This is a genomic window from Zongyangia hominis, assembly GCF_014385095.1.
In the GTDB taxonomy this organism is placed as follows: Bacteria; Bacillota; Clostridia; order Oscillospirales; family Ruminococcaceae; genus Zongyangia; species Zongyangia hominis.
On the sequence record NZ_JACRTC010000011.1, the window covers coordinates 23796 to 44488 of the forward strand.

The 20693-nt window shown below is 57.0% G+C and carries 15 protein-coding genes and 1 tRNA gene; 12 read left to right on the forward strand and 4 right to left on the reverse strand.

What is annotated here, in order from left to right:
• Window position 1: 1 nt before the first annotated feature.
• From H8709_RS11290 to H8709_RS11315, 6 genes are all read left to right on the forward strand, one after another.
• Window positions 2-880, forward strand: a complete 879-nt coding sequence (locus tag H8709_RS11290; RefSeq protein WP_262398441.1) for a DegV family protein — start codon at window positions 2-4, stop codon at window positions 878-880.
• A gap of 440 nt (window positions 881-1320) precedes the next feature.
• Window positions 1321-2511 (forward strand): phosphoglycerate kinase, encoded by a 1191-nt coding sequence (locus tag H8709_RS11295; RefSeq protein WP_262398457.1) that lies wholly within the window; start codon window positions 1321-1323, stop codon window positions 2509-2511.
• An 80-nt stretch (window positions 2512-2591) separates the two neighbouring features.
• On the forward strand, window positions 2592-3359 hold the full coding sequence (tpiA, locus tag H8709_RS11300) for a triose-phosphate isomerase (RefSeq protein WP_262398442.1): 768 nt from the start codon (window positions 2592-2594) through the stop codon (window positions 3357-3359).
• 130 nt (window positions 3360-3489) lie between these two features.
• Window positions 3490-5007 (forward strand): 2,3-bisphosphoglycerate-independent phosphoglycerate mutase, encoded by a 1518-nt coding sequence (gpmI, locus tag H8709_RS11305; RefSeq protein ID WP_316248759.1) that lies wholly within the window; start codon window positions 3490-3492, stop codon window positions 5005-5007.
• A gap of 403 nt (window positions 5008-5410) precedes the next feature.
• Window positions 5411-5608, forward strand: a complete 198-nt coding sequence (locus H8709_RS11310; RefSeq protein WP_262398445.1) for a hypothetical protein — start codon at window positions 5411-5413, stop codon at window positions 5606-5608.
• Window positions 5609-5732: 124 nt separating this feature from the next.
• Window positions 5733-5809 (forward strand) — tRNA-Met (locus tag H8709_RS11315).
• A 124-nt stretch (window positions 5810-5933) separates the two neighbouring features.
• On the opposite strand, the gene H8709_RS11320 is transcribed toward H8709_RS11315, so the two are convergent.
• Window positions 5934-6641 (reverse strand): hypothetical protein, encoded by a 708-nt coding sequence (locus tag H8709_RS11320; protein ID WP_262398446.1) that lies wholly within the window; start codon window positions 6639-6641, stop codon window positions 5934-5936.
• Between the two features lie 190 nt (window positions 6642-6831).
• On the opposite strand from H8709_RS11320, the gene H8709_RS11325 reads away from it, so the two are divergent.
• A complete protein-coding gene (locus H8709_RS11325; RefSeq protein WP_262398447.1) occupies window positions 6832-7194 on the forward strand; it encodes a BlaI/MecI/CopY family transcriptional regulator in 363 nt (120 codons plus the stop codon).
• Window positions 7195-7196: 2 nt separating this feature from the next.
• Window positions 7197-9314 carry a M56 family metallopeptidase gene (locus tag H8709_RS11330; RefSeq protein ID WP_262398448.1) on the forward strand — a complete coding sequence of 706 codons (2118 nt, stop codon included), beginning with the start codon at window positions 7197-7199 and terminating at the stop codon, window positions 9312-9314.
• Window positions 9315-9903: 589 nt separating this feature from the next.
• Here H8709_RS11330 and H8709_RS11335 read toward each other — a convergent pair.
• Genes H8709_RS11335 through H8709_RS11345 form a run of 3 tightly spaced genes read right to left on the reverse strand, consistent with a single transcriptional unit; the run spans window position 9904 to window position 12849 of the window.
• Window positions 9904-10377 (reverse strand): RpiB/LacA/LacB family sugar-phosphate isomerase, encoded by a 474-nt coding sequence (locus H8709_RS11335; RefSeq protein ID WP_262398449.1) that lies wholly within the window; start codon window positions 10375-10377, stop codon window positions 9904-9906.
• A 24-nt stretch (window positions 10378-10401) separates the two neighbouring features.
• Complete coding sequence (locus tag H8709_RS11340; RefSeq protein ID WP_262398450.1) at window positions 10402-11517, reverse strand: 4-hydroxybutyrate dehydrogenase; 1116 nt, start codon at window positions 11515-11517, stop codon at window positions 10402-10404.
• A 21-nt stretch (window positions 11518-11538) separates the two neighbouring features.
• Window positions 11539-12849, reverse strand: a complete 1311-nt coding sequence (locus tag H8709_RS11345) for a transaldolase family protein (RefSeq protein ID WP_262398451.1) — start codon at window positions 12847-12849, stop codon at window positions 11539-11541.
• Window positions 12850-13113: 264 nt separating this feature from the next.
• Between H8709_RS11345 and H8709_RS11350 the strand changes: the two genes are divergently transcribed.
• The 4 genes from H8709_RS11350 (at window position 13114) to H8709_RS11365 (ending at window position 20197) form a co-directional block, all read left to right on the forward strand.
• The gene (locus H8709_RS11350) at window positions 13114-13881 is read left to right on the forward strand and encodes a DeoR/GlpR family DNA-binding transcription regulator (protein ID WP_262398452.1); all 768 of its coding nucleotides are present in this window, start codon (window positions 13114-13116) and stop codon (window positions 13879-13881) included.
• A gap of 620 nt (window positions 13882-14501) precedes the next feature.
• Window positions 14502-14708: a hypothetical protein gene (locus H8709_RS11355; protein ID WP_262398453.1), complete on the forward strand. Its 207-nt coding sequence runs from the start codon at window positions 14502-14504 to the stop codon at window positions 14706-14708.
• A complete protein-coding gene (locus H8709_RS11360) occupies window positions 14705-19384 on the forward strand; it encodes a DUF2961 domain-containing protein (protein ID WP_262398454.1) in 4680 nt (1559 codons plus the stop codon). Before H8709_RS11355 ends, H8709_RS11360 begins: the two co-directional genes overlap by 4 nt.
• Before the next feature lie 63 nt (window positions 19385-19447).
• Window positions 19448-20197: a cohesin domain-containing protein gene (locus tag H8709_RS11365; RefSeq protein WP_262398455.1), complete on the forward strand. Its 750-nt coding sequence runs from the start codon at window positions 19448-19450 to the stop codon at window positions 20195-20197.
• Window positions 20198-20693 lie beyond the last annotated feature (496 nt).

Below are 20693 nucleotides of genomic sequence, written 5' to 3' on the forward strand. Positions count from 1 at the left end.
GATGCAAAAGATCAAACTGTTGACCGACTCCGCCTGTGACATCCCGGAAAAAGACCGGCAGGAGCTGGACATCGACATCATGCTCATCCCCGTGACGGTGGACGGGCAGGGATACTATGAGCGCAAGGACTTTACCCCCCGGCAGTTTTACGATATTATCTCCAAGGCGAAGACCATTCCCACCACCGCCCACATCACCCACCTGCAATTCGAGGAGAAGTATACGGCGTGCTGGGAGGAAGGGGTGACCGATCTCATCCATGTCACCATCAATTCCCAGGGCTCCAACATGTTCGAGGCGGCGGGACTGGCCAAGAATTCCTTTTATGACGAGCATCCCGAGGCCAAAGAACAGATGCGTATCACCATCATCGACTCGGGGACCTATTCCTTGGGCTACGGCTATCCTATCATGCAGGCGGCCAGAATGGTCAAAGAGGGCGCCCACGCCGACACCGTCATCGCCTATCTGAACGACTGGTTCAGCCGGGTCGAGGTCTACGCCTCCACCTTCACCCTGGACCAGCTCAAAAAGTCGGGCCGCATTAAGGGCGGCGCTGCCTTTGTGGGCGAGATGCTGGGCATCCGTCCGGTGGTTTCCTTCATCAACGGCGAGAGCAATATTGTGGACAAGGTCCGGGGCAACAAGAGCGTTGTGCCGCGTCTGGTCAAATTTCTCACCGACCGGGAGAACCCCAAAGACGACTATCTCGTCGCCATCGGTAGGATGGACAGTGAAAACGAGAACCTGATCGCCCAGTGTAAAAAGGCGACCAAGCGTGACCCGGCCGCCATTATCGAAATTGGCGCGGCCATCACCATCAACATCGGTCCCAACACGGTGGCGGTGGTCTATCTGGGCGATAAAAAAAGAGGATAGTAGAGGATAAAAAAGCAGCCAATCGGCTGCTTTTTTGGCGCATAGGCCGGGAGCGCGGGAGCGCGAAACGGCCGCGCATGGAAACTTTGAGAGCGAAGCGAGCAAAGCAGCCGGTAGGTTGCTTTTTTGGCGCATAAGCCGGGAGCGCGGGGAGGCGACGGCCGGAGCGAATGGGGAAAACGCACCCCGGGCAAAGGAGTGAGGGCCCTGGAAGGATCGGGGTCCGCCAGGGGCGGAAAGCGGGAAAATACAAGGGAAAGGGCGGGAAAATATAGCGGAAAATACTTGAAAAATGGACGGGTTTAAGATAGAATATGAGATGGATTGTGAGAAATGAAACAATCCGCGTTTTTTTCGGGTTTTCCCGGGAAAAGGATACGATAGGTCAGCGGAGACTCCTCCGCTTACAGGAATTATCATTAAAGGAAAGGGTGGCAACCATGACCTCTCTCAACAAAAAGTCCATCGAAGATATCGATGTAGCTGGCAAGAAAGTTCTGGCCCGCTGTGATTTCAACGTCCCCCTCAAGGACGGCGTCATCACCAACGACAAAAGAATTGTAGCGGCTCTGCCGACCATCAAGTACCTGCTTGATCATAACGCAAAGCTGATTCTCTGCTCCCACCTGGGCCGTCCCAAGGGCGAGTTCAAACCCGAGTTCTCCCTGGCTCCCGTAGCCAAAAGACTCAGCGAGCTGCTGGGCAAGGACGTCAAGATGGCCAAAGACGTCATCGGTCCGGATGCGAAGAAACTGGCTTCCGAGCTGGGTGACGGAGAGGTCATGCTCCTCGAGAACGTCCGCTATCATGCGGAAGAAACCAAGAACGATCCCGCTTTTGCCAAAGAGCTGGCATCCATGGCGGAAATTTATGTCAACGACGCCTTTGGCGCTTGCCATAGAGCCCATGCTTCCACCGCCGGCGTTGCCGCTTATCTGCCCGCTGTCTGCGGATACCTGATGCAGAAAGAAATCAACTTCATCGGCGGCGCTCTGGCCGATCCGAAGCGTCCCTTCGTCGCCATCTTGGGCGGCGCCAAGGTTTCCGATAAAATCGGCGTCATCACCAACCTCTTGGACAAAGTCGACACCCTTATCATCGGCGGCGGCATGGCCTACACCTTCATGAAGGCCCAGGGTCATCCCATCGGCGACTCCATCTGCGAGGACGACAAGCTGGATCTGGCCCGCCAGATCATGGAAGACGCCAAGAAGAAGGGCGTCAACCTGATTCTCCCCATCGACAACAACACCGGCGATAAATTCGACGAGAACTGCAACGAGAAGGTCGTTAATTCCGACGATATCCCCGACGGCTGGATGGGTATGGACATCGGTCCGAAGTCCATCGAGGCGTTCTGCAACGCCATCAAAGGCGCCGGTACCGTCATCTGGAACGGCCCCATGGGCGTCTTCGAGTTTGCTAAATTCGCGGAAGGCACCCTGAGCGTTGCCAAAGCGGTGGCCGACAGCGGCGCTGTTTCCATCATTGGCGGCGGCGACTCGGTGGCTGCTGTCACCAAGCTGGGATTTGCCGACAAGATGAGCCACATCTCCACCGGCGGCGGCGCTTCTCTGGAATTCATGGAAGGCAAAGTCCTGCCCGGTATCGATTGCCTCAACGACAAATAAGTTTGACTAAAAAGAAAAGGCACGGTCCCCCGTGCCTTTTTGGACGAAGTGTATAATCACAAAAAAGGAGCGTATCATTTATGAATAAGGCTACCCGTCAGGCGGTCATCGCCGGCAACTGGAAAATGAACAAGACCCGTCCCGAGGCAAAGGCCCTCATCGAAGAGATGATTCCGCTGGTCAAAGACGCTGACTGCGGCGTAATTATTTGTGTCCCGTACACCAACCTGGAGACCGCCATCGCGGCCACCAAGGGTACCAACATCAAAGTGGGCGCTGAGAACTGCCACTGGGCAAAATCCGGCGCATTCACCGCGGAAGTTTCTGCGGATATGTTAAAAGAAGTGGGCGTCGAGTATGTCATCATCGGCCATTCCGAGAGAAGACAGTACTTCGGCGAGACCGACGTCACCGTCAACCAGAGAGTCCGCGCGGCGCTGGATGCGGGGCTGAAAGTCATCCTGTGCGTCGGCGAGCTGCTCAATGAGCGCGAGCAGGGCATCACCGAGGAAATCTGCTCCATGCAGACCAAAATTGCGCTGGCCGGCGTTTCCAAAGAAGAAATGAAGGACATCATCATCGCTTATGAGCCTGTCTGGGCCATCGGCACCGGCAAAACCGCCACCGCCGACCAGGCGGACGAAGTCTGCGGCGCCATCCGCGGCGTCATCGCCAAGCTCTACGACGACGCGACCGCACAGGCAACCACCATCCAGTACGGCGGTTCCATGAACGCGAAGAACGCAGACGAGCTGCTGGGCAAAGTCAACGTGGACGGCGGCCTCATCGGCGGCGCTTCCCTGAAGGCCCCCGACTTCGCAGCCATCATCGCCGCCGCCTCCAAATAACCACGATTTAGCGGCCGGCTGCATGAACCGATGCGAGCTTTTATTGTGTAACATTTTGTGAAGCAATAAAAACGGCTGCCCGAATGGGCGGCCGTTTTGTTTTAAACCAATGGATATAGGAGGACATATGATGAAAAAACCTTTAGCGCTCCTGATTATGGATGGCTTCGGCAACAATACCAGCGACTATGGCAATGCCATCAAGGCTGCCAAGACGCCGAATCTGGATAAAATTTTCGCCACCTACCCCAACACCTTGATCGGCGCGTCCGGCATGGACGTGGGGCTTCCCGACGGCCAGATGGGCAACTCCGAGGTGGGACACACCAACATCGGCGCGGGCCGCATTGTCTACCAGGAGCTGACCCGCATCACCAAGGCCATCAAGGACGGGGACTTCTATGAGAATCCGGAATTTGTGGCGGCCATGGAAAACTGCAAAAAGAACGGCAGCGCCCTGCATCTGATGGGCCTGCTTTCCGACGGCGGCGTCCACAGCCACAACACCCATTTGTACGCCTTGGTGGAAATGGCGAAAAAGATGGGGCTTGAGAAAGTTTATGTCCACTGCTTCCTGGATGGACGCGACGTGCCCCCCACCTCCGGCAAGGACTTTGTGGCACAGCTTGCCGCCAAGCTCAAAGAGATCGGCGTAGGCGAGATTGCCACGGTCATGGGCCGCTACTACGCCATGGACCGCGACAACCGCTGGGAGCGGGTGGAGAAGGCCTACAAAGCCATGGTGGACGGCGAGGGTATTCAGAATTCCGACCCGGTGGACGCTGTGGCAAAATCCTATGAGGCGGACGTCACCGACGAGTTCGTGGTGCCCACCGTGGTCGCTCAAAACGCGGGCATCAAGGAAAACGACTCCATTATTTTCTATAACTTCCGTCCCGACCGGGCCCGAGAGATCACCCGCACCTTTGTGGACCCGGACTTTGACGGCTTTACCCGCTCCAAGGGCTTCTTTAAGGTATACTTTGTCTGTATGACCCAGTATGACGCACAGATGCCCAACGTCTATGTGGCCTTCAAGCCCCAGGAGCTAACCAACACCTTCGGCGAATACATTGCCAAGCAGGGCCTCAGCCAGCTTCGCATCGCGGAGACGGAGAAATACGCCCACGTCACCTTCTTCTTTAACGGCGGCGTGGAAGCCCCCTACGAGGGCGAGGACCGGGCATTGATTGCCTCCCCCAAGGTGGCAACCTATGACTTGAAGCCGGAGATGAGCGCCTATGAAGTTTGCGACGAGGTCCTCTCCCGCATCGCTTCCGATAAATACGACGTCATCATCCTCAACTTTGCCAACTGCGACATGGTCGGACACACCGGCGTCTTCGACGCGGCGGTCCAGGCCGTGGAGGCGGTGGACACCTGCATGGGCAAGGTCGTGGACGCCATTCTCGCAAAAGACGGCGTGGCCCTGATTACCGCGGACCACGGCAATGCGGACCAGATGTACGAGCCGGACGGCAGCGCCTTCACGGCCCACACCACCAACCCCGTCCCCTTTATTGTGGCCGGTTACGACTGCAAGCTGAGAGAGGGCGGATGCCTGGCGGATATTGCGCCCACCATGCTGGAGGTCCTCGGACTGCCCCAGCCTCAAGAGATGACGGGGAAATCCCTGTTTGCAAAATAAGCGCATCGCGCGTGAAAGCCCCGGCTCTCAGCCGGGGCTTTTTGTTTGCGTCCGCGTATCAGCCGTCGCCCGCAAAGCGGGTGGGAAAAACCCTTTGGAAAGCGGACGCCGTTTCCAGAAGTGCAGGCTCCAATATCCTGGGAGCACGTGCCCTTTTGCGTTCTACTATTGCGGCTCTCGCCCACTTCTCGATGGTTTCGCCTATAAAAGGCGCGGGAAACGAGAATTTATGCGATAAACTATGAACTTTTCTCTTTTCAGTTGTTATTTTTTTCAGCCCGTATTATAATAGGGACAACTGGAATACTAGATCCAAGTGCAGAATTTGCCGCGTGCAAAGGACACATGGATTTAAATGGAGGTATCTGGAATGAAAAAGGGTACATTTATATCGCTGATTGCGTTGATCATTGCACTGGCTGGCGTTCTGATTGCGGTGGCCGCTTACCTAAAGAAGAGAACCTGCGCTCTGTGCGACGACTACGAGCAGGATATTATGGATGACGATATGGACATGGAGTTCTATGCCCAGGACGATATAGGACTGATGGATGAAGATCCAGATTTGGGTGAAGAGCCGGAGACAGCAGCGGAAGAATAGCCATTTTAAAGGAATAAAAACCCTTTATCATGTATAAAATGATAAAGGGTTTTTTGTTTAAGAAAAAAGGGGTTGCTTTTTTCTTTAGGATGCGCTATAATAATAAAGCACTAAAAAATCATATCGCGGAGTGGAGCAGTCCGGTAGCTCGTCGGGCTCATAACCCGAAGGTCGTAGGTTCAAATCCTGCCTCCGCAACCAACTCGAAAGAGTCTGAACGTAATCGCGTTCAGACTCTTTTTTCCATTCAATGAAAGGACCGGTTTTCCCTTTTGTGGGGAAACCGGTCCTTTTGCAGGGCAAGAGATAGGAATGAGTTTTTCTATCAGGAAACGGGCTTGATCGTCCAGTTGCCGTCGGCGATGATTTCAAAGAGGCAGGGTTCACTGGCGGAAATCCTCGAAACGACCTGGCCGCTGTAAGCGCCAATTTCATTGACCAACAGCTCTGTGCCCACATCGGAGTGCTGCCGGACAATGAAGTTACTGCTGCCGTCATGGGTAAATTCAAAAATTTTAGTGCCGGGTTGGGTCACCGTGGTGACAAAATCGCCGCTTCCGGAAAACGAGGTAGCCGTATCGCCATGAATGGTCTCATCATGAACCGTCCAGTTGCCATCCGCTTTAATTTCCAGCATGAAGGCTGCCGCATCGTCGAGAAGAACAGTACCTTGATACGGACCGATGGTGTTGACGAGCAGCTCATAGCTGCCGTCTTCCCGGTGGCCTTTGACAATAAAGTTACTGGAACCGGAATGGGTAAAGGTGAGGACATTGTATGCAGACTTGATCGTGATGTTTTGTAGGACGGTATCGCCGCTGCCGGATTCATCATACACAATGGGCTCCGGTTTTGTGGTGATGGGTGCGGTGGTTGTCACCGGCGGCGTTGTAGTCACCGGGGCGGGTGTCGTTTGTACGACGGAATGAGACTCCGTTACCGGTGCCGAGGAGGAAGTTTCTGGGGGCGCTGCACAGGATGACAAGCTTAAAATGAGGACCAGAGAAACGACTAGGGTTATAAATTTTTTCATAAATTTCCCTCCTTTTTTCGAATTATAACATATTTTGGCTATTGATCATAGATATTGTCGAATTATGGGGAGAGAAAATAAAGCGTAATCTTTGGAAGAAACTGACGAAAAAACAGTTGACAACTTAGTCTAATGGTAGTAGACTTACAAATAAGGAGTCTAACGATATTAGACCAAAGGGGAGAATCAAATGGACAGATACAAACTGGGAGAAATGGAACAGAAATTTGCGGACCTTATTTGGGAGCATGCGCCGGTTTCCTCGGGGGAGCTGGTAAGGCTGTGTCAAAAAGAATTTGATTGGAAGAAATCCACCACCTACACCATGCTCAAACGGCTGTGTGAACGGCAGATTTTCGAGAATCAGGGCGGCACGGTGGTGGCCCTCATTCCCCGGCAGGACTTCCGGGCCATGCAGGGGGAGCGGTTCTTACAAGAGACTTTCGGCGGGTCCCTGCCCCAGTTTTTGGCGGCGTTTACCCGCCGCAACCGTCTGAGTGACCAGGAAGTCCTGGAGATTGAACGGCTGATTGAAAACCACAGGGAGGGATAACAATGCTCGAACAGGTATTTTTGCAAATTCTCAACATGGCTTTTACCGCGAGCTTCGTCATCTTACTGGTGATGGTCGCCCGTCTTTTCCTCAAACGGGCGCCGAAAATCTATTCCTATGCCCTGTGGAGCGTCGTACTCTTCCGCCTCACTTGTCCGTTCTCCTTCGAGAGCGTGCTGAGCCTGCTGCCCACCCGGGCAAAGCCCATTCCGGTGGATATCATGCAGGCCCAGGCGCCCCGGATTGACACGGGTATCCGCGTCCTCGACCGGGTGGTCAATCCGGTGCTGCCGGCGCCGGCGGCGACAGCTAGCGTCAATCCCATGCAGGTGTGGATTTGGACGGGGGCCGTCATCTGGCTTACCGGCATCGCCGTCCTGTTCGGGTACAGCCTGTGGAAGTTTTTCCGGATGCGCAGCGTACTCAAAGGCGCCACACTGGAAAGCGGCAACGTCTATCTGCTGCCGGGACTGGACACCCCCTTTGTGGTCGGCCTTTTCCGGCCAAAGATTTACCTGCCAACGGGGCTGACAGAAGTGGAAAGGCGCTACATCCTTCTCCATGAGCGCGCCCATATCCACAGAGGCGACCATGTAGTGAAATTTGTTAGCTTTTTGCTGGTGTGCGCCTACTGGTTTCACCCATTGGTGTGGGCCGCGTTCTTCCTCAGCGGCAAGGATATGGAGATGTCTTGTGACGAGAACGTCATCAAGCGCCTTGGCAGCGAGGCAAAGCGGGGGTATTCCTCCACGTTGCTGAGCATGGCCACCGGCCGAAGGGTGATCGGCGGCACCCCCCTGGCCTTCGGCGAGGGGGACACCAAAGGGCGGATCAAAAACGTGCTGCGCTACAAAAAGCCCGCCTTTTGGGTGGCGCTCATTGCCCTCCTTGTGGTTGCGGGCATCTGTGTGGGGCTACTCACCAACCCCAAGGAAAAGGGGGCCGAACAGGTCCCGGAAGAATCCTCCTCCCTCCAGAAGACGGCACTCTCCACTGACGAGATTTCTGCCAAGGCGGAGCAAACCTATCCTGGCTATGTGATTGAGGCGGATGGAGATGAGACGGTGGAAGGCCAAGTCCTGGCCCGCTTCCGGGTGAGCCTGCCGCCGGTGGAGGGGGACCAGGCGCCTTCCTCGCTCTTGGCGGGAGTCAACAAGGTCACGGGGGAAGTCTTGGCTTACGACGCCACCAAAAACGCCTGGAACCCGGCGGCCCTCCATTACAGCGAGGAAGCCTATATCCAGGCGGTGCTGCAAAGCGCCACCTTTGAGGACGGCACGGTATCGGTGACCATACCTCAGGGGATGCCGGAGCGGTACGCGCTGAGCATGGAGGTCCGAGGACTCATGCCGCTGCCCGACGGCTCCCACATGTCCCTGCACGCCTTTGAGCAGGAGAGCTTAGACAATAACTGGGTCCAGGGGAAGACCTATCGGGAAAAGATGTTTGACGAGACTGTCCCCGATTCGACGGAGCTGAGCGTCTATGTTTCCTTTTATAAGCCGGACGCCCCTGGGGAACACACCGGCATCGTCCGCTATTGGGACCAGAAGGAGTGGGTGTTTACCGACGGCAAACCCGTGGTTCCCGTCTCACTCTCCGACACCGTGGTGCAAGTGACATCCGAGCAGGTCGGCGGCAAGACCCAGAACGCGACGCTTACCTACACCGAGGCCGACGGCCATGTGTTTCGGCTCCAAGCGGCCCTCCCGTCCGACTGGTCGCTGCGGCTGATGAGCGCCGATGAAAGAGGGTTCTACGGACCCGTGGCCGTTTACAGAGGCGAAGAGCGCATCGGCGTCATCTCTTACAGCGACTTTGAAATTTACGAGGGGACCACGGAGGACAATTTCTATCGGATGGTCTATAACCGGCTCATGCTGGGCTCCATGGCCAACTGGGACAACGAATACACCCCCGTGAACCAGACGGACACCACCTGCACCGCCACCTGCCGGGTCTATCACCGGGAGGGCGACGCGTCGGGGGAGGTGTGGTACAGCCCCGGCATCCTAGCCTATAACACGGACTTGCTCCGCTACATCGTCATCGATTTGGCCGAGGGATCCGCCACCCAGGCCGAAGTGGACGCCATCGCCCGCAGCATTGTCCTGAGATGACCGGGCAAGCCCTATGACAAATGAGTCCACCCAAAACACCGCAGCCGCGAAAGCGCCTGCGGTGTTTTGCGCTGGGAGGCGACAGCCGGCGCATGGGGTTAACGACTCAGGAGCTAGAACCGTTTCACGGCTATGGTGTTCCAGATAGCTTTTGGGTCTACGGCCGGATGGTGGAGAAAGTCATACTCTTCACAAAGGCAAGCGAGGATTTTTTGTCAATTTGACGATTTTAGAAGGAACGGGAAGAAACGATTGACGAAGCGAGACGATGTGAGTATAATGACCATAGAGCCAATTCGCATGGTTTCGCAATGTTATTTCTTGCTTTTATCAAGGTTTGATAGAACGTTCTGTTGCTTTTATGAAACAAACGTCTCCTATTTTTCCATGAAATGTAGAATATTCCCGATCTATACTTTGACCGCTTTTCTCAGGACATGCCTGGAAAAGAACAGGGCGGGTTTTCCCAGGGCAGCTGGCGCCGCCTTCTTTTATTTTGCTATCTTCTTCCTTAACACAAAAAAACGCAGAACGCCCGGGCGGAATTTCCGTCTGGGCGTTCTGCGTTTTCTATGTGGTTGTGAGGCGTTTATCGTAGGTTTTCCGCTTCGATCTCCTGCAAACGCGCAAACTGGGCTTTGAGGCCGGCGGCGCGCTCGGGCGCGAAGCCTTCGGTAAAGCCGGTATTGATGAAGGCGTCCACCATTTCCCGGGCCATATATTCGCCTAAGATGTAGCCGCCGCAGCACATGACGTTGCAGTTATTGATCTGGCGGCAGCTCCGGGCGGCGAAGACGCTCTCCACTACGGCGGCATACACGCCTTTAAACTTATTGGCCGTCTGGCTGACGCCCATGCCGGTGCCGCAGAAGAGCAGGCCCCGGTCGGCCTCGCCGCTCTGGACCGCCTTGGCCACCGCCACACCGGCGTCGGTGTAGCCTTTGATCTCGTCGGGGGACTGGGTGCCAAGGTCGATGACCTGGTGCCCCTGTTCTTTGAGTAACGCGGCGGCTGCCTCCTTGAGACCGTAGCCGCCCCGGTCGTTGGATAATACGACTTTCATCATGTTTCCTCCTGGTAAATTGTTTTAGTAAAGGGACTGATAGATATGCAGTACCTGGGCTTCGTCTAAGGGGACGAAGTTGTTCCCCATGAGCCGCCCCTGGGTCTCCATGACGCTGCGGGCAAATTCCGGCAGGTCCGCCTCAGTGACCCCGTAGGCGTGGAGGGGCTTCTTGGGCAGGATGTGGTTTAATAGCGTTTCCAGGGCGTCGTAGACTTTCGCTTCCTCACAGCCCAGAAGTTTTGAAAGATAGGCGTTCAGTTCCTGGAGGGCCCCGTCCCGCCGGATGGACTGGTACGCCTTGAGGACGCCGGTGAACATGGCGTAATTTGATTCCCCGTGGGGGACGTGGTACTTGCCTCCCAGCGGGTAGCTCAGGGCGTGGACCGCCGCGCAGCCCGCGGTGCCGAAGGCAAGGCCCGCGTAGTTGCTGGCGATGAGAAAGTCCCGCAGCAGGGGAACCAGGGCGTCGGGGCCCTCCTTGGTGAGCCGCTGATAGCCGCGGAGGATCATTTCGATGGCCTTATAGCCAAAGAGCCTCGTGTACGGGGTGGCCTTGGGGGAGAGGCTCGATTCCACCGCGTGGACCAGCGCGTCGATGGAGCTGGTGGCAAAGACGGGGAAGGGGAGGCCCGTGAGCAGCGCCGGGATGAGGACCGCCTGGTCGGCGAACATGGCTTCCGACACCAGCCCCATCTTGGTGCCGATGCGGGTGCGGTTGATGATGGAAATGTTGGTCATCTCGCTGCCGGTGCCGCAGGTGGTGGGCACGATGACGAGCCCCCGCTTCTTTTGCAGGGCGGCGGCTTTCGCGTAGAGATCGTCCACCGTTTCGCCGCTTGACACCGCCATGACCTTGGCGATGTCGATGATGGTGCCGCCGCCCACGGCGATGATCCGCTTGCAGCCGGTTTTGGCAGCGTCCTCCAAAATGGCGTCCACCATCAGGTCGGTGGGTTCCCCGGCGCCGTAGCGCTCCTGGAAGAGGGTGGACACCGGCAGATCAAGCCCTTTAAAATAGTCTTCGAAGAGAAAGGCGTTTGTAAGGATGAGATCCCCCTCGCCCAGCTGAAACTCCCGGGCAAAATCGGCGCAGGATTCAAATTCATAGAGTTCGGGGCGGAAAATGATTTCTTTCATGATGCAGCTTCCTCCGTTTCCTTAGTTGGATGCCGTTAAAAACTTGCGCTGGTAGCTGAAGATGCCGGGGGCGCAGGTGAATTGTCCGAAATAGGTGGGGGTGGCGGTGATGACCACCCGGCCTGCCATGTCAGCAAATTCGGGCTCGGTGAGCATCTTGTCGATGTCCCAGTAGATCTGGGGGTAGTTGGTGTTGCAGATGATCAGACGGGTGTCGGGCAGGTTCGACTGGCGCAGCAGGCGCAGGCTGTGGCGGACGCTGTCCAGGCCGTCGCTGCCCTCATGGGTGTCCGCCTGCCGGTAGGAAACCAGGGCCCGGGCCTTTTCCACCGCGTCCTTGACCGGCGCGCCCAGGCTCGACCGGGGCAGGGTGTCGGTGTCGATCATGAACTGCCGCAGGGACTGGGCGTAGCCTTCGTCCCCGGTCAGATCCAGCTTTTGGAGGAGATCCCGCATTTTCAGGGTGTCCAAATGCCGGGTTTCCACAAAGGCGTTGATGAAGTAGGGCTTTGCCAAGAGCGCCAGCGCCGTCTGGTGGGGGTCGAACATCAAAGTAAAGTTGACCCGGTAGCCCTGCTCCGAGAGCTTGTAGGCGAAGTTGTGGCCGTAGAAGTTGTCCTCCACGCTGCCGCCGTCGTAGGGGACGTCCAGTGTGCCCGCGAGGAAATCGCCCACGTTCTCTTTGTTGAGGGCGCCGGTGTGGGGCACCTTGACCACCAGGCGGTAGGGGGTCAGGATCTCCTCGCACCGGGCGATTTCTTCCATCAGCTCGCTCTCGGGGGCGAAGGGGTCGTTGACCTCCACGCTGATGTCCACCCCCGGCCCCACGATGCGGGCCAGCTCCTCCAATACCTCGAAGCGGTCCCTAAATTGGCCGCCCACATTGGCCTTGGGGTTATGAAGAAAGTGGTCGTAGATGATCTGGGGATTGGTGGTCAGGCTGGCGATCATGTCCTTCATGGCCGAGACCTCGAAGGGGTTGGCCGAATTGGCCGAGTAGAGGACGCTGGTGGGGCGCTTCTTCCCGTTTTTCTCATAGGAGATGTCCCGTTTGAGGTCCACCCGCACGCTGCCGTCCCCGCCTAAGAGGAGCTCGGGACGAAAGCCCGCCGGAATCTCCCCCTGGGGCACCGGGAAGGTGCGCAGGACCTTTTGGAACTCTTCGGTGACGCCCACCGTGGAGGAGACCCCGGAGAGTCTCTCGTAATCGTCAAAGTCCAGTTCCAGGTTTTTGATTCTTTCAAAAAGGCCGGCGTCGGTGTCCAATGCCACCGACAGTTTGCCGGATTCTACCAGCGCGCCGAATGTACACTTCATGCTGCTTAAAATCATGTTGGCTGCCTCCTGCCGCTTCTATCAAAGGGATGGATTTTCTTACAGGTCCAGTATATGATCGTTTTATCGAATTGTCAATGTAAATTTGCGTTTTGAGGCCGATTTGCATAAAAACGAACACATATAAAAAGAAAATGTTTGAATTTGTATGTCTATTTTATCGAATTGACTGTACAGATACCGTGGGATCTGTTATAATAAAGCCAGGAAAGCGCGCACGGGGACGGCCGCGCAAAAGAAAGAAAATGGGGGAAAAGTGGAATGAAAAACGCGAGTGAACGCCGGGATCAGATCATCAAACTGCTGCAAAAGCACGGCACCGTGTCCAACCAGGAGCTGGCCGAGCTGTTTGGGGCCACGCCGGCCACCATTCGCCGGGACTTAGACTATTTGGAGGGCATCGGCGCCCTGACCCGCTCCTGGGGCAAGGCGACCATCGGCTCGGCCATCACCACGGTGGCGCCGCCCGCCGAGCGGGAGGGGCGCTCCCTGGGTGAAAAGGAGGCCATTGCCCGGGCGGCGGCCCGTTTTGTGGAGGACGGGGATTCCCTCATCCTCGACAGCTCTACCACGGTGCTTCAGATGGCTGAGAGCCTGCAAGAGCGATCCGCCCTGTCGGTGGTTACCAACTTTATCTCCGCCGCCTACGCCTTTGCGGGCAGCGGCATCTCCTTGCAGTTTAGCGGCGGCTTTTTCGATGACAAGATGATGTCCTTAGTGGGCCCCGACTGCGAGGCCTTCTTTCGTTCCATCTCGGTGTCCAAGGCATTTATCGGCACCACCAGTCTGCGGGCGGGCCAGGGTTTCGCCGTCTGCTCCCCCTTTCAGAGCGAGGCCAAGCGCAGCATGATCGCCGCCGCCGAACAGGTCTTCATCTTGATGGACCAGAGCAAGGTGGGGGCCTACGGCATCAATACCTTTGCCGATTTTGCCGACGTGGATGTGCTCATCACTACCGGGATACTGGAGAAGAGCTTGGAAGACCAGCTGCGAAAGTCCGGGGTAGAAATCATCTATGCGGACCGGTAGCGGCGCGGCCCGCTCCCACTGATCTTCGCTGACCGGTTGCAGAGTGCTTCGCGCCCGGCTGTGGGGCCCACGGAGCGGCAGTGCGGAGGAGGGCGGTCCTTGCCTTGCAGCCCGGTAGCGGCGCGGCGATGACGCCGCTTCGTTTTTGCGCGCCGGTCCAATAGCGGCCGTTTCCTTTGGCGGACCCACCCTGCGGGGCGGGTCCATTTTTTAAGGGCGTTTTTTGCCCTATTTGTACCGATTTCATTGAGTAGTACGTTGGAACAAGGGCATTATTTCCAAAGAACCATAGCGATTTATGTTGAAATAAACAAAATATTTATACAATCTCACCTTTTATTGCAAATTTATCCCCGTTTTACTATAATGTAAACATATATCTTTCAAGCCCAAATGGGATGTTTTGCGCCCAGATGGAACCCATTGGAACGATTTTCTTACCAAACGGCAGAAAACCAAGGAAACGATCAAACGGCACAACGCACCCAGGTCCCAAAGAGGGCAAGCGGGGCAGGAGATATCCCCCAGCCGGGGACAAAGAAGCTGCGCGAAAGAATATGAGTGTGTCGCCCCGACGGCGCGACACCAAGCAAAACGAGAGGAAGAGGGGTAACAACAACATGCGACTGTCAAAGAAGAGAGGCTTCGGCCGCAGGGTATTGGGATTGGTGCTTGCACTGTGCATGCTCATCCCGGCGTCGGTCACGGCGTTTGCTGCGGACGAGGGCTTCATCACCAATTTGGTAAACCTGACGGGCCAGCAGGGCAACTGGACCGAGACCGACAACGGTCTGCGGGCCAGGGCAGTGGCGACTGCTTCGCCATGAGCGACTCTACAGGCGGCGATTTTATCTATGAGGCAAAGGTGAAGCTCACCGGCAACAGCGGTGCGGCTTCCCTGGTCTTCCGGTCGGGCAACGACCCGAAGGGGGACGGCTCCTATGTGGCCAACGTGGATTTAGGGCGGGGCACCGCCCGCATCTTCTCCTTCGGAGAGGGTGGCCACGATATCGGCGAGTACACCCTGCCCGACAAATCCAAGCGGGAATTTGCATTGCGGGTGGAGGCCATTGGCTCCAGCTTAAAAATGTATGTGGACGGCGTTCTGGCCGTCAACGCCACCGACAGCGCGTACACCTCGGGAAAATTCGGTCTGCTGACCTTTTCCTGTGACGTGCTCTATCAGGGCGTCAACTTCACCCCCGTGGATGAGGCTTCGATTCCCAAGCTCACCGGTCTCACCCTGGTGGGGGCCGAGGACGCCCTCAGCTTTGACGCGGCGGCCGATACCTATACCTGCCGGGTGGACTTCTCCATGACCCGCGTCAAGATCAAAGCCGTGGCTGAGGACGGCGTCGCCATGAAGGTGAGCGCCGCCAACGAGACGGGGCAGGTCCTGGGAGAAATCGACCTCGCTTCCGGCGAGGAGTCCCCCGATATCGTCATCGGTCAGGGCTACACCACCATCACCCTCAAGCTCATCAATCCGGACAAGGGCATTGAGATGTACAAATTCATCAAGGTGCGCCGGGCCAGAGGGCTGGCGGGGGATGTGAACGGCGACAAACAGGTAAACGCCGACGATATCGCCTTGATGCGGGACTTTATCTTTGAGAGAGCGGTCCCGGAGTCCTGGCAGTTGGTCAACGGCGACCTGGACGGCGACGGCGCCATCACCGTGGCCGACATCCTCAAAGTGAAAATGCTGATGTCCGGCAGCGGCGAAGTCACCGAGAAGCTCAGCTACGCCGACGTGGTTTCCCGGATGACCGATCTGGAATCCCTGGCGGCTCCTGCCCGTGCGGGCGAGAAGTGCTGGGAAAGTTCCGCCTATAACAAGAAATCGAAATACAATGAAACAACCGGCCATTACGAAAACTGGGGCCAGAACGGCGACGAGGGCTACGACGCGCCCCGCTCGGAGGACGGCGGCTACATCATCGCTGAGATGGAGGGCCCCGGCTCCATCGTCCGCATCTGGTCGGCCAATCCCCAGCAGGGACATATCAAAATCTTCATCGACGGCGATCCCACCCCCGCGGTGGACATGCCCTTCAGCCAGCTCTTCGGCAGCGGGGAATTCCCCTTTAACCAGTCGGAGCTGTGCTATGACGCGGCCAGAGGCAAAAACTGCTACGTGCCCATCACCTACAACGAGTCCTGCAAGGTGGTCCTTTATGAGGGCTGGGGCATGTTCTATCAGGTCAACTACGTCTCCTATCCCGAGGACACCCAAGTGGAGCCCTTCGAGATGCCGCTGACTTCACAGCAGCAAAACGCCATCAAAGCGGTGAACAGCGTCTTTGCCGGGGATATGAGCACCTCCCCCAAGAGCTATGAAAATGGGAATTCCGTCACCACAACTGTTACGGTGCCCGCTGGCGGCAGCGTGAATATTTTCGACGCCATCGGTTCCGGCGCCATCACCGGGATGCAGGTCAAGATCAACGACCTGGATATGGAAATCGGTGAGGACGGCGTGGCCAAGGACTGGAAGTCCCTCTCCGACATGACCATTTCCGCCAAATGGGATGGGGAATCGAATCCCTCGGTCTGGACCACCCTGGGCGGCTTCTTCTCGAGCATCACCGGACTCAACGAATATGAGTCCTTCCCCATGGGCGTCCTGGACGACGGCACCATGTACTCGAACTGGTACATGCCCTTTGAAAGCGGGGCACAGCTTACCATCGGCAACGACGGGGACGAGGACTACTCCATCACCTATACGGTCAATGCCGCTCCGCTGGATGCGGCCAAGGCGAAGGATCTGATGCGCTTCCACGCCAAATGGGTCCGGGCCGAGGACCCGCCCAAGAACGGCAACGAGATGTGGCCGGATTCCCAATTCCTCTCCATCACCGGTACCGGCCGCTTTGTGGGGACCTCCCTGCACATCTATAAGGCCATCGGCACCGGCGATCCCACCTACGAGCCCAACTGGTGGTGGGGCGAGGGCGACGAGAAATTCTTCGTCGACGGCGAGAAGTTCCCCTCTTGGTTCGGTACCGGGTGTGAGGACTACTTCGGTTACGCCTGGGGCACCTGGAAGCCCTTCACCCAGGCCTACCATAGCCAGCCCTTTACCAACGGCGGCATGTTCGGCATCGGCAGCCGGCTCAATAACCGCTTCCATGTCATCGACAGCATCCCCTTCCAGGAGTCCTTTAACGCCTATCTGGAAAAATATCACCGGGATGAGTACGCCAACTGGGTCTTCACGAACTTCTTCTACTTAGATAAAAACGGCAACGATCCTTACGGACCCATCTCTCTGGCGGACCGCACCTCCTATTATGAAGATCCCTATCCTGCGGCCTCCGACTTCTACGAGGGCGAGGATCTCAAGATCATCGAATCCACCGGCATGCTCCAGGCCGAGACCCAGAACATGAGCGGTTACGGCAACCAGTGGAGCAACAATGCCCAGTTTGTCTTCAAATCCAACAATGTGGGCGACTACACCAAGTTCTATATCAATGTGGCGGAGGAGGGCGACTATAAGCTGAGCGCCGCCTTCACCAAAGCACCCGACTTCGGCATTGCACAGCATTACATCGACGGCACAGCCATCGGCGGTCAGATCGATTTGTATGGAAACGGCGTCAGCCGTACACCCGAGACAGAGCTTGGCACCACCCATCTGACCCGTGGCCTGCATGTCTTCGAAGTGCGCATCGCCGGCAAGAACGGCGCGTCCGCCAACCGCCTCTACGGCCTTGACTACCTCAAGGTGGAGAAGAGCGGCCCCGACACGCTGGTCAAAGTCACGTATGAGGGCGAGAGCCTGGAAGTCACCGCCCAGACCGAGGGCATCAAGATTGAGAACCAGAGCGGCGACAAGTTTAGCGCCGGCGCCCAGAAGCTGATGTTCGGAAGCAAAGCGGGCGATTCCATGACCCTCAAAGTGAACGTCCCCAAAGAGGGAGACTACATCATTTCGGGCACCATGACCAGAGCCAACGACTTCGGCTTTGCCCAGCATTCTATGGACGGCGTCAAACTCGGCAACCCCATTGATTACTACGAGGGTAACTTAATGGTCACGCCGGACACCATTCTCGGCAAGATCCACCTGACGGCAGGGGACCACGCGCTCAAAATCGAGATGGTAGACAAAACGCCGGCCTCCAATGGCTGGCTCTACGCCCTGGACACCCTGACCTTACAGCAGTATATCCCTGAAAAGAGCGAAACCGAATGGACCTATGAAGGCGAGGAGATGGAGGTTACCGCCCATCCCGACGGCATCACCCCCTTCGCCCAGTACATCTTCTGGACCGATTCCAGCGCCTGGAGCCAGCGCTCCCATCTGGTGACCAAATTTACCGAGGCGAATCAGTCCATCACCCTGAGTCTCGACGTGCCCAAGGACGGCGCTTATGATATCTCCGCAGCCATGTCCAAGGCGGCAGACTTCGGCATCTTCCAGTATGCCATCGACGGCAAGGACATTGGTTCCACTGTCGACCTGTATGATGCCAACCTAGTGAACACCGGCCTTGTCAAATTGGGCAGCATGGACCTCAAAGCCGGCAAGCATCAACTGACCATCACCTGTAAGGACAAAAACGAGGCCGCAGTCGGATACCTCTTCGGTCTTGATCTTGTCAAACTGATCCGCACCGGCGACGCCGCCACCCTGCCCACGGAGGTATTCTACGAGGGCGAGAATCTGGAAATCGTGGATTCCGATAAGACGGAAATGTTCCTCCTCCAAGATATGGATGACAGATGGAGCGGCAATAAGCACAATTTATTTAAGGCCAGCGAGTTTGGCGGATACATGACTCTCAAGCTCCCCGTACCGGTGGAGGGCGACTACATCGTCAGTGTTGGCATGACTCGGGCGGGTGATTTCGGCATCGTCCAACACGCCATCGACGGCGTGGACTTTGGAAACCTTGTGAACCTCAACGAAGGCAACTGCGTTCCCTCCGGCGAGACCTTCCTCGGCCGCATCCACCTGACGGCGGGCGATCATCAGTTCAAAGCCACCGTCGTGGATTCTCTCAATGCCGGCAAGGTGTATGCTCTGGACTATATCCGTCTGACCCCCTACACCCCCGAAGCGAACCCCACCTCCATCCGGGTGGAGGGCGAGGATCTGAAAGTGACTGGGAAATCCGATGGCATGATTCCTTGGAATCAGCGGTTCTTCTGGTTTGATGGTTCTGCTTGGAGCCAGAATTCCCACCTGGTGGTGATCCGCGGCCAGCAGGACAGCTTTATCGAGACCCAAATTACCCTGCCCGCGGGAAGCTATGACTTCTCCGCGGCACTGAGTAAGGCGGCGGATTTCGGCCAGATCGAAATCCTTGTGGACGGCAATTCCGTCGGCACCCAGGACCTCTATGATCCCGACCTGAAGCCCACGGGTGAAATCTCTCTGGGCACTGTCACCGGTGGAGAGCATACCATCAAATTTGTCATCAAGGGCAAAAACGCGTCCTCGAGGGACTATGTGTTTGGTATTGACTACCTCCAGTTTGTGAAAAAATAACCCGCACAGCGGAGAGAGGACGGCAGAAGATCCGTCCCAAATAGAGAGGGAGGAAACTTTAAGATGAAGAAAATCCTAAGCAGCCTACTCGTGTGCTGCATTCTGGCCGCTGTGCTGGCCTGCCAGGTGTTCGCCGCTTCCCCGGCGGTCAAGCTGACCCCCGGTGTGGCGGAGGCAAAGCCCGGCGATACCATTGTTGTTACCGTGTCCACCGAAACCGCGGATGACCTCTACGGCTTCCAGATGGATGTCACCTATGACCCAGCCGTGCTGGAATACAAAAGTGCGCAGCCCCAGACCCCCGCATCCTGGTATGCGGAGTCTGCTGATATGGGGGAAGGCAATATCCGATTGCTTGCCTATGACGACACGGCGGATCTGAGCGCCCCGGTGCAGAATGCAGCCGGTCTGTTTCTCATCACCTTCCAGGTGAAGAGCGACGCGGCCGAGGGCGACACCGGTATGGGGATCAAAGACCTGCTGGTGGCAGGCGTCAACGGCGACCTGGTGCCGGGAGCAGCCGGCGCGGGCACCACGGTAAACATCAAGGGTGAGGGCGGCGGCAGCTCCAGCAGTGAGCCGCCGGTCACTTCGGAAGAGCCCCCGGTGACCTCTTCCACCAAGCCGACCACCACCAAGAAGCCCCACATCCCCGGCGGCAATGGCGGCGGCAGCGTGACGATACCCACGGATACCGGCAAAAAGCCCAACCCTGGAACCAATGATACGGCGCTGTTGATCGGTTCCCTGGTGGTGCTGGCGGGCGCAGGCGGCACGGCCGTCTTCCTTGCAAGCAAGAAGCGGAAGAAATAAGCACAAGGCAATAGTAAAAGGGCCCGCCATCTGGCGGGCCCTTTTTTGATGCCCTCGAGAGTAATATTCGGGCGAGCCGTCGAGCGAGAAATTTCCCGCCATGTCTCAGGCTACAAAGTCCCGGGCGGCCCAGATTTCCTTTAGCAGAGGCGAGCGTAGGGGCCGGACGAGGGGACCACGGTGTAGAAAGGGGCGTGAGGAAGGTCGGGACGCAGGGACCCCCGCAAGGAAGGCGCATGGGAAGGACCGGGTGGGCCCGTCCCCTGGAGCTGGCCGCTTTCTTGGAGGATGGGCCCATCCTGTCCACTCATGTGCCAGTGGCCAGGCCGTCCTTCCCCATTGCGCGGCAAAAAGGCGGAGGCCGGACAAAAGTCCGACTCCGCCTTTTGCTTTTTTAGCTGGGTCTTATTGAGAAGAAGAAGGGTTTCGTTATTTCTTCCGCTTTCTGGTAAGGAAGACCGCTGTTCCAGCAGCGCCCGCCATGAGCAGCAGCGCT

Excerpts from the sequence above, each read along its gene's own strand:
- H8709_RS11290 (WP_262398441.1), top strand. The coding sequence starts at position 2 with ATGCAAAAGATCAAACTGTTGACCGACTCCGCCTGTGACATCCCGGAA.
- H8709_RS11295 (WP_262398457.1), top strand. The coding sequence starts at position 1,321 with ATGACCTCTCTCAACAAAAAGTCCATCGAAGATATCGATGTAGCTGGC.
- tpiA (WP_262398442.1), top strand. The coding sequence starts at position 2,592 with ATGAATAAGGCTACCCGTCAGGCGGTCATCGCCGGCAACTGGAAAATG.
- gpmI (WP_316248759.1), top strand. The coding sequence starts at position 3,490 with ATGAAAAAACCTTTAGCGCTCCTGATTATGGATGGCTTCGGCAACAAT.
- H8709_RS11320 (WP_262398446.1), bottom strand. The coding sequence starts at position 6,641 with ATGAAAAAATTTATAACCCTAGTCGTTTCTCTGGTCCTCATTTTAAGC.
- H8709_RS11325 (WP_262398447.1), top strand. The coding sequence starts at position 6,832 with ATGGACAGATACAAACTGGGAGAAATGGAACAGAAATTTGCGGACCTT.
- H8709_RS11330 (WP_262398448.1), top strand. The coding sequence starts at position 7,197 with ATGCTCGAACAGGTATTTTTGCAAATTCTCAACATGGCTTTTACCGCG.
- H8709_RS11335 (WP_262398449.1), bottom strand. The coding sequence starts at position 10,377 with ATGAAAGTCGTATTATCCAACGACCGGGGCGGCTACGGTCTCAAGGAG.
- H8709_RS11340 (WP_262398450.1), bottom strand. The coding sequence starts at position 11,517 with ATGAAAGAAATCATTTTCCGCCCCGAACTCTATGAATTTGAATCCTGC.
- H8709_RS11345 (WP_262398451.1), bottom strand. The coding sequence starts at position 12,849 with ATGATTTTAAGCAGCATGAAGTGTACATTCGGCGCGCTGGTAGAATCC.
- H8709_RS11350 (WP_262398452.1), top strand. The coding sequence starts at position 13,114 with ATGAAAAACGCGAGTGAACGCCGGGATCAGATCATCAAACTGCTGCAA.
- H8709_RS11355 (WP_262398453.1), top strand. The coding sequence starts at position 14,502 with ATGCGACTGTCAAAGAAGAGAGGCTTCGGCCGCAGGGTATTGGGATTG.
- H8709_RS11360 (WP_262398454.1), top strand. The coding sequence starts at position 14,705 with ATGAGCGACTCTACAGGCGGCGATTTTATCTATGAGGCAAAGGTGAAG.
- H8709_RS11365 (WP_262398455.1), top strand. The coding sequence starts at position 19,448 with ATGAAGAAAATCCTAAGCAGCCTACTCGTGTGCTGCATTCTGGCCGCT.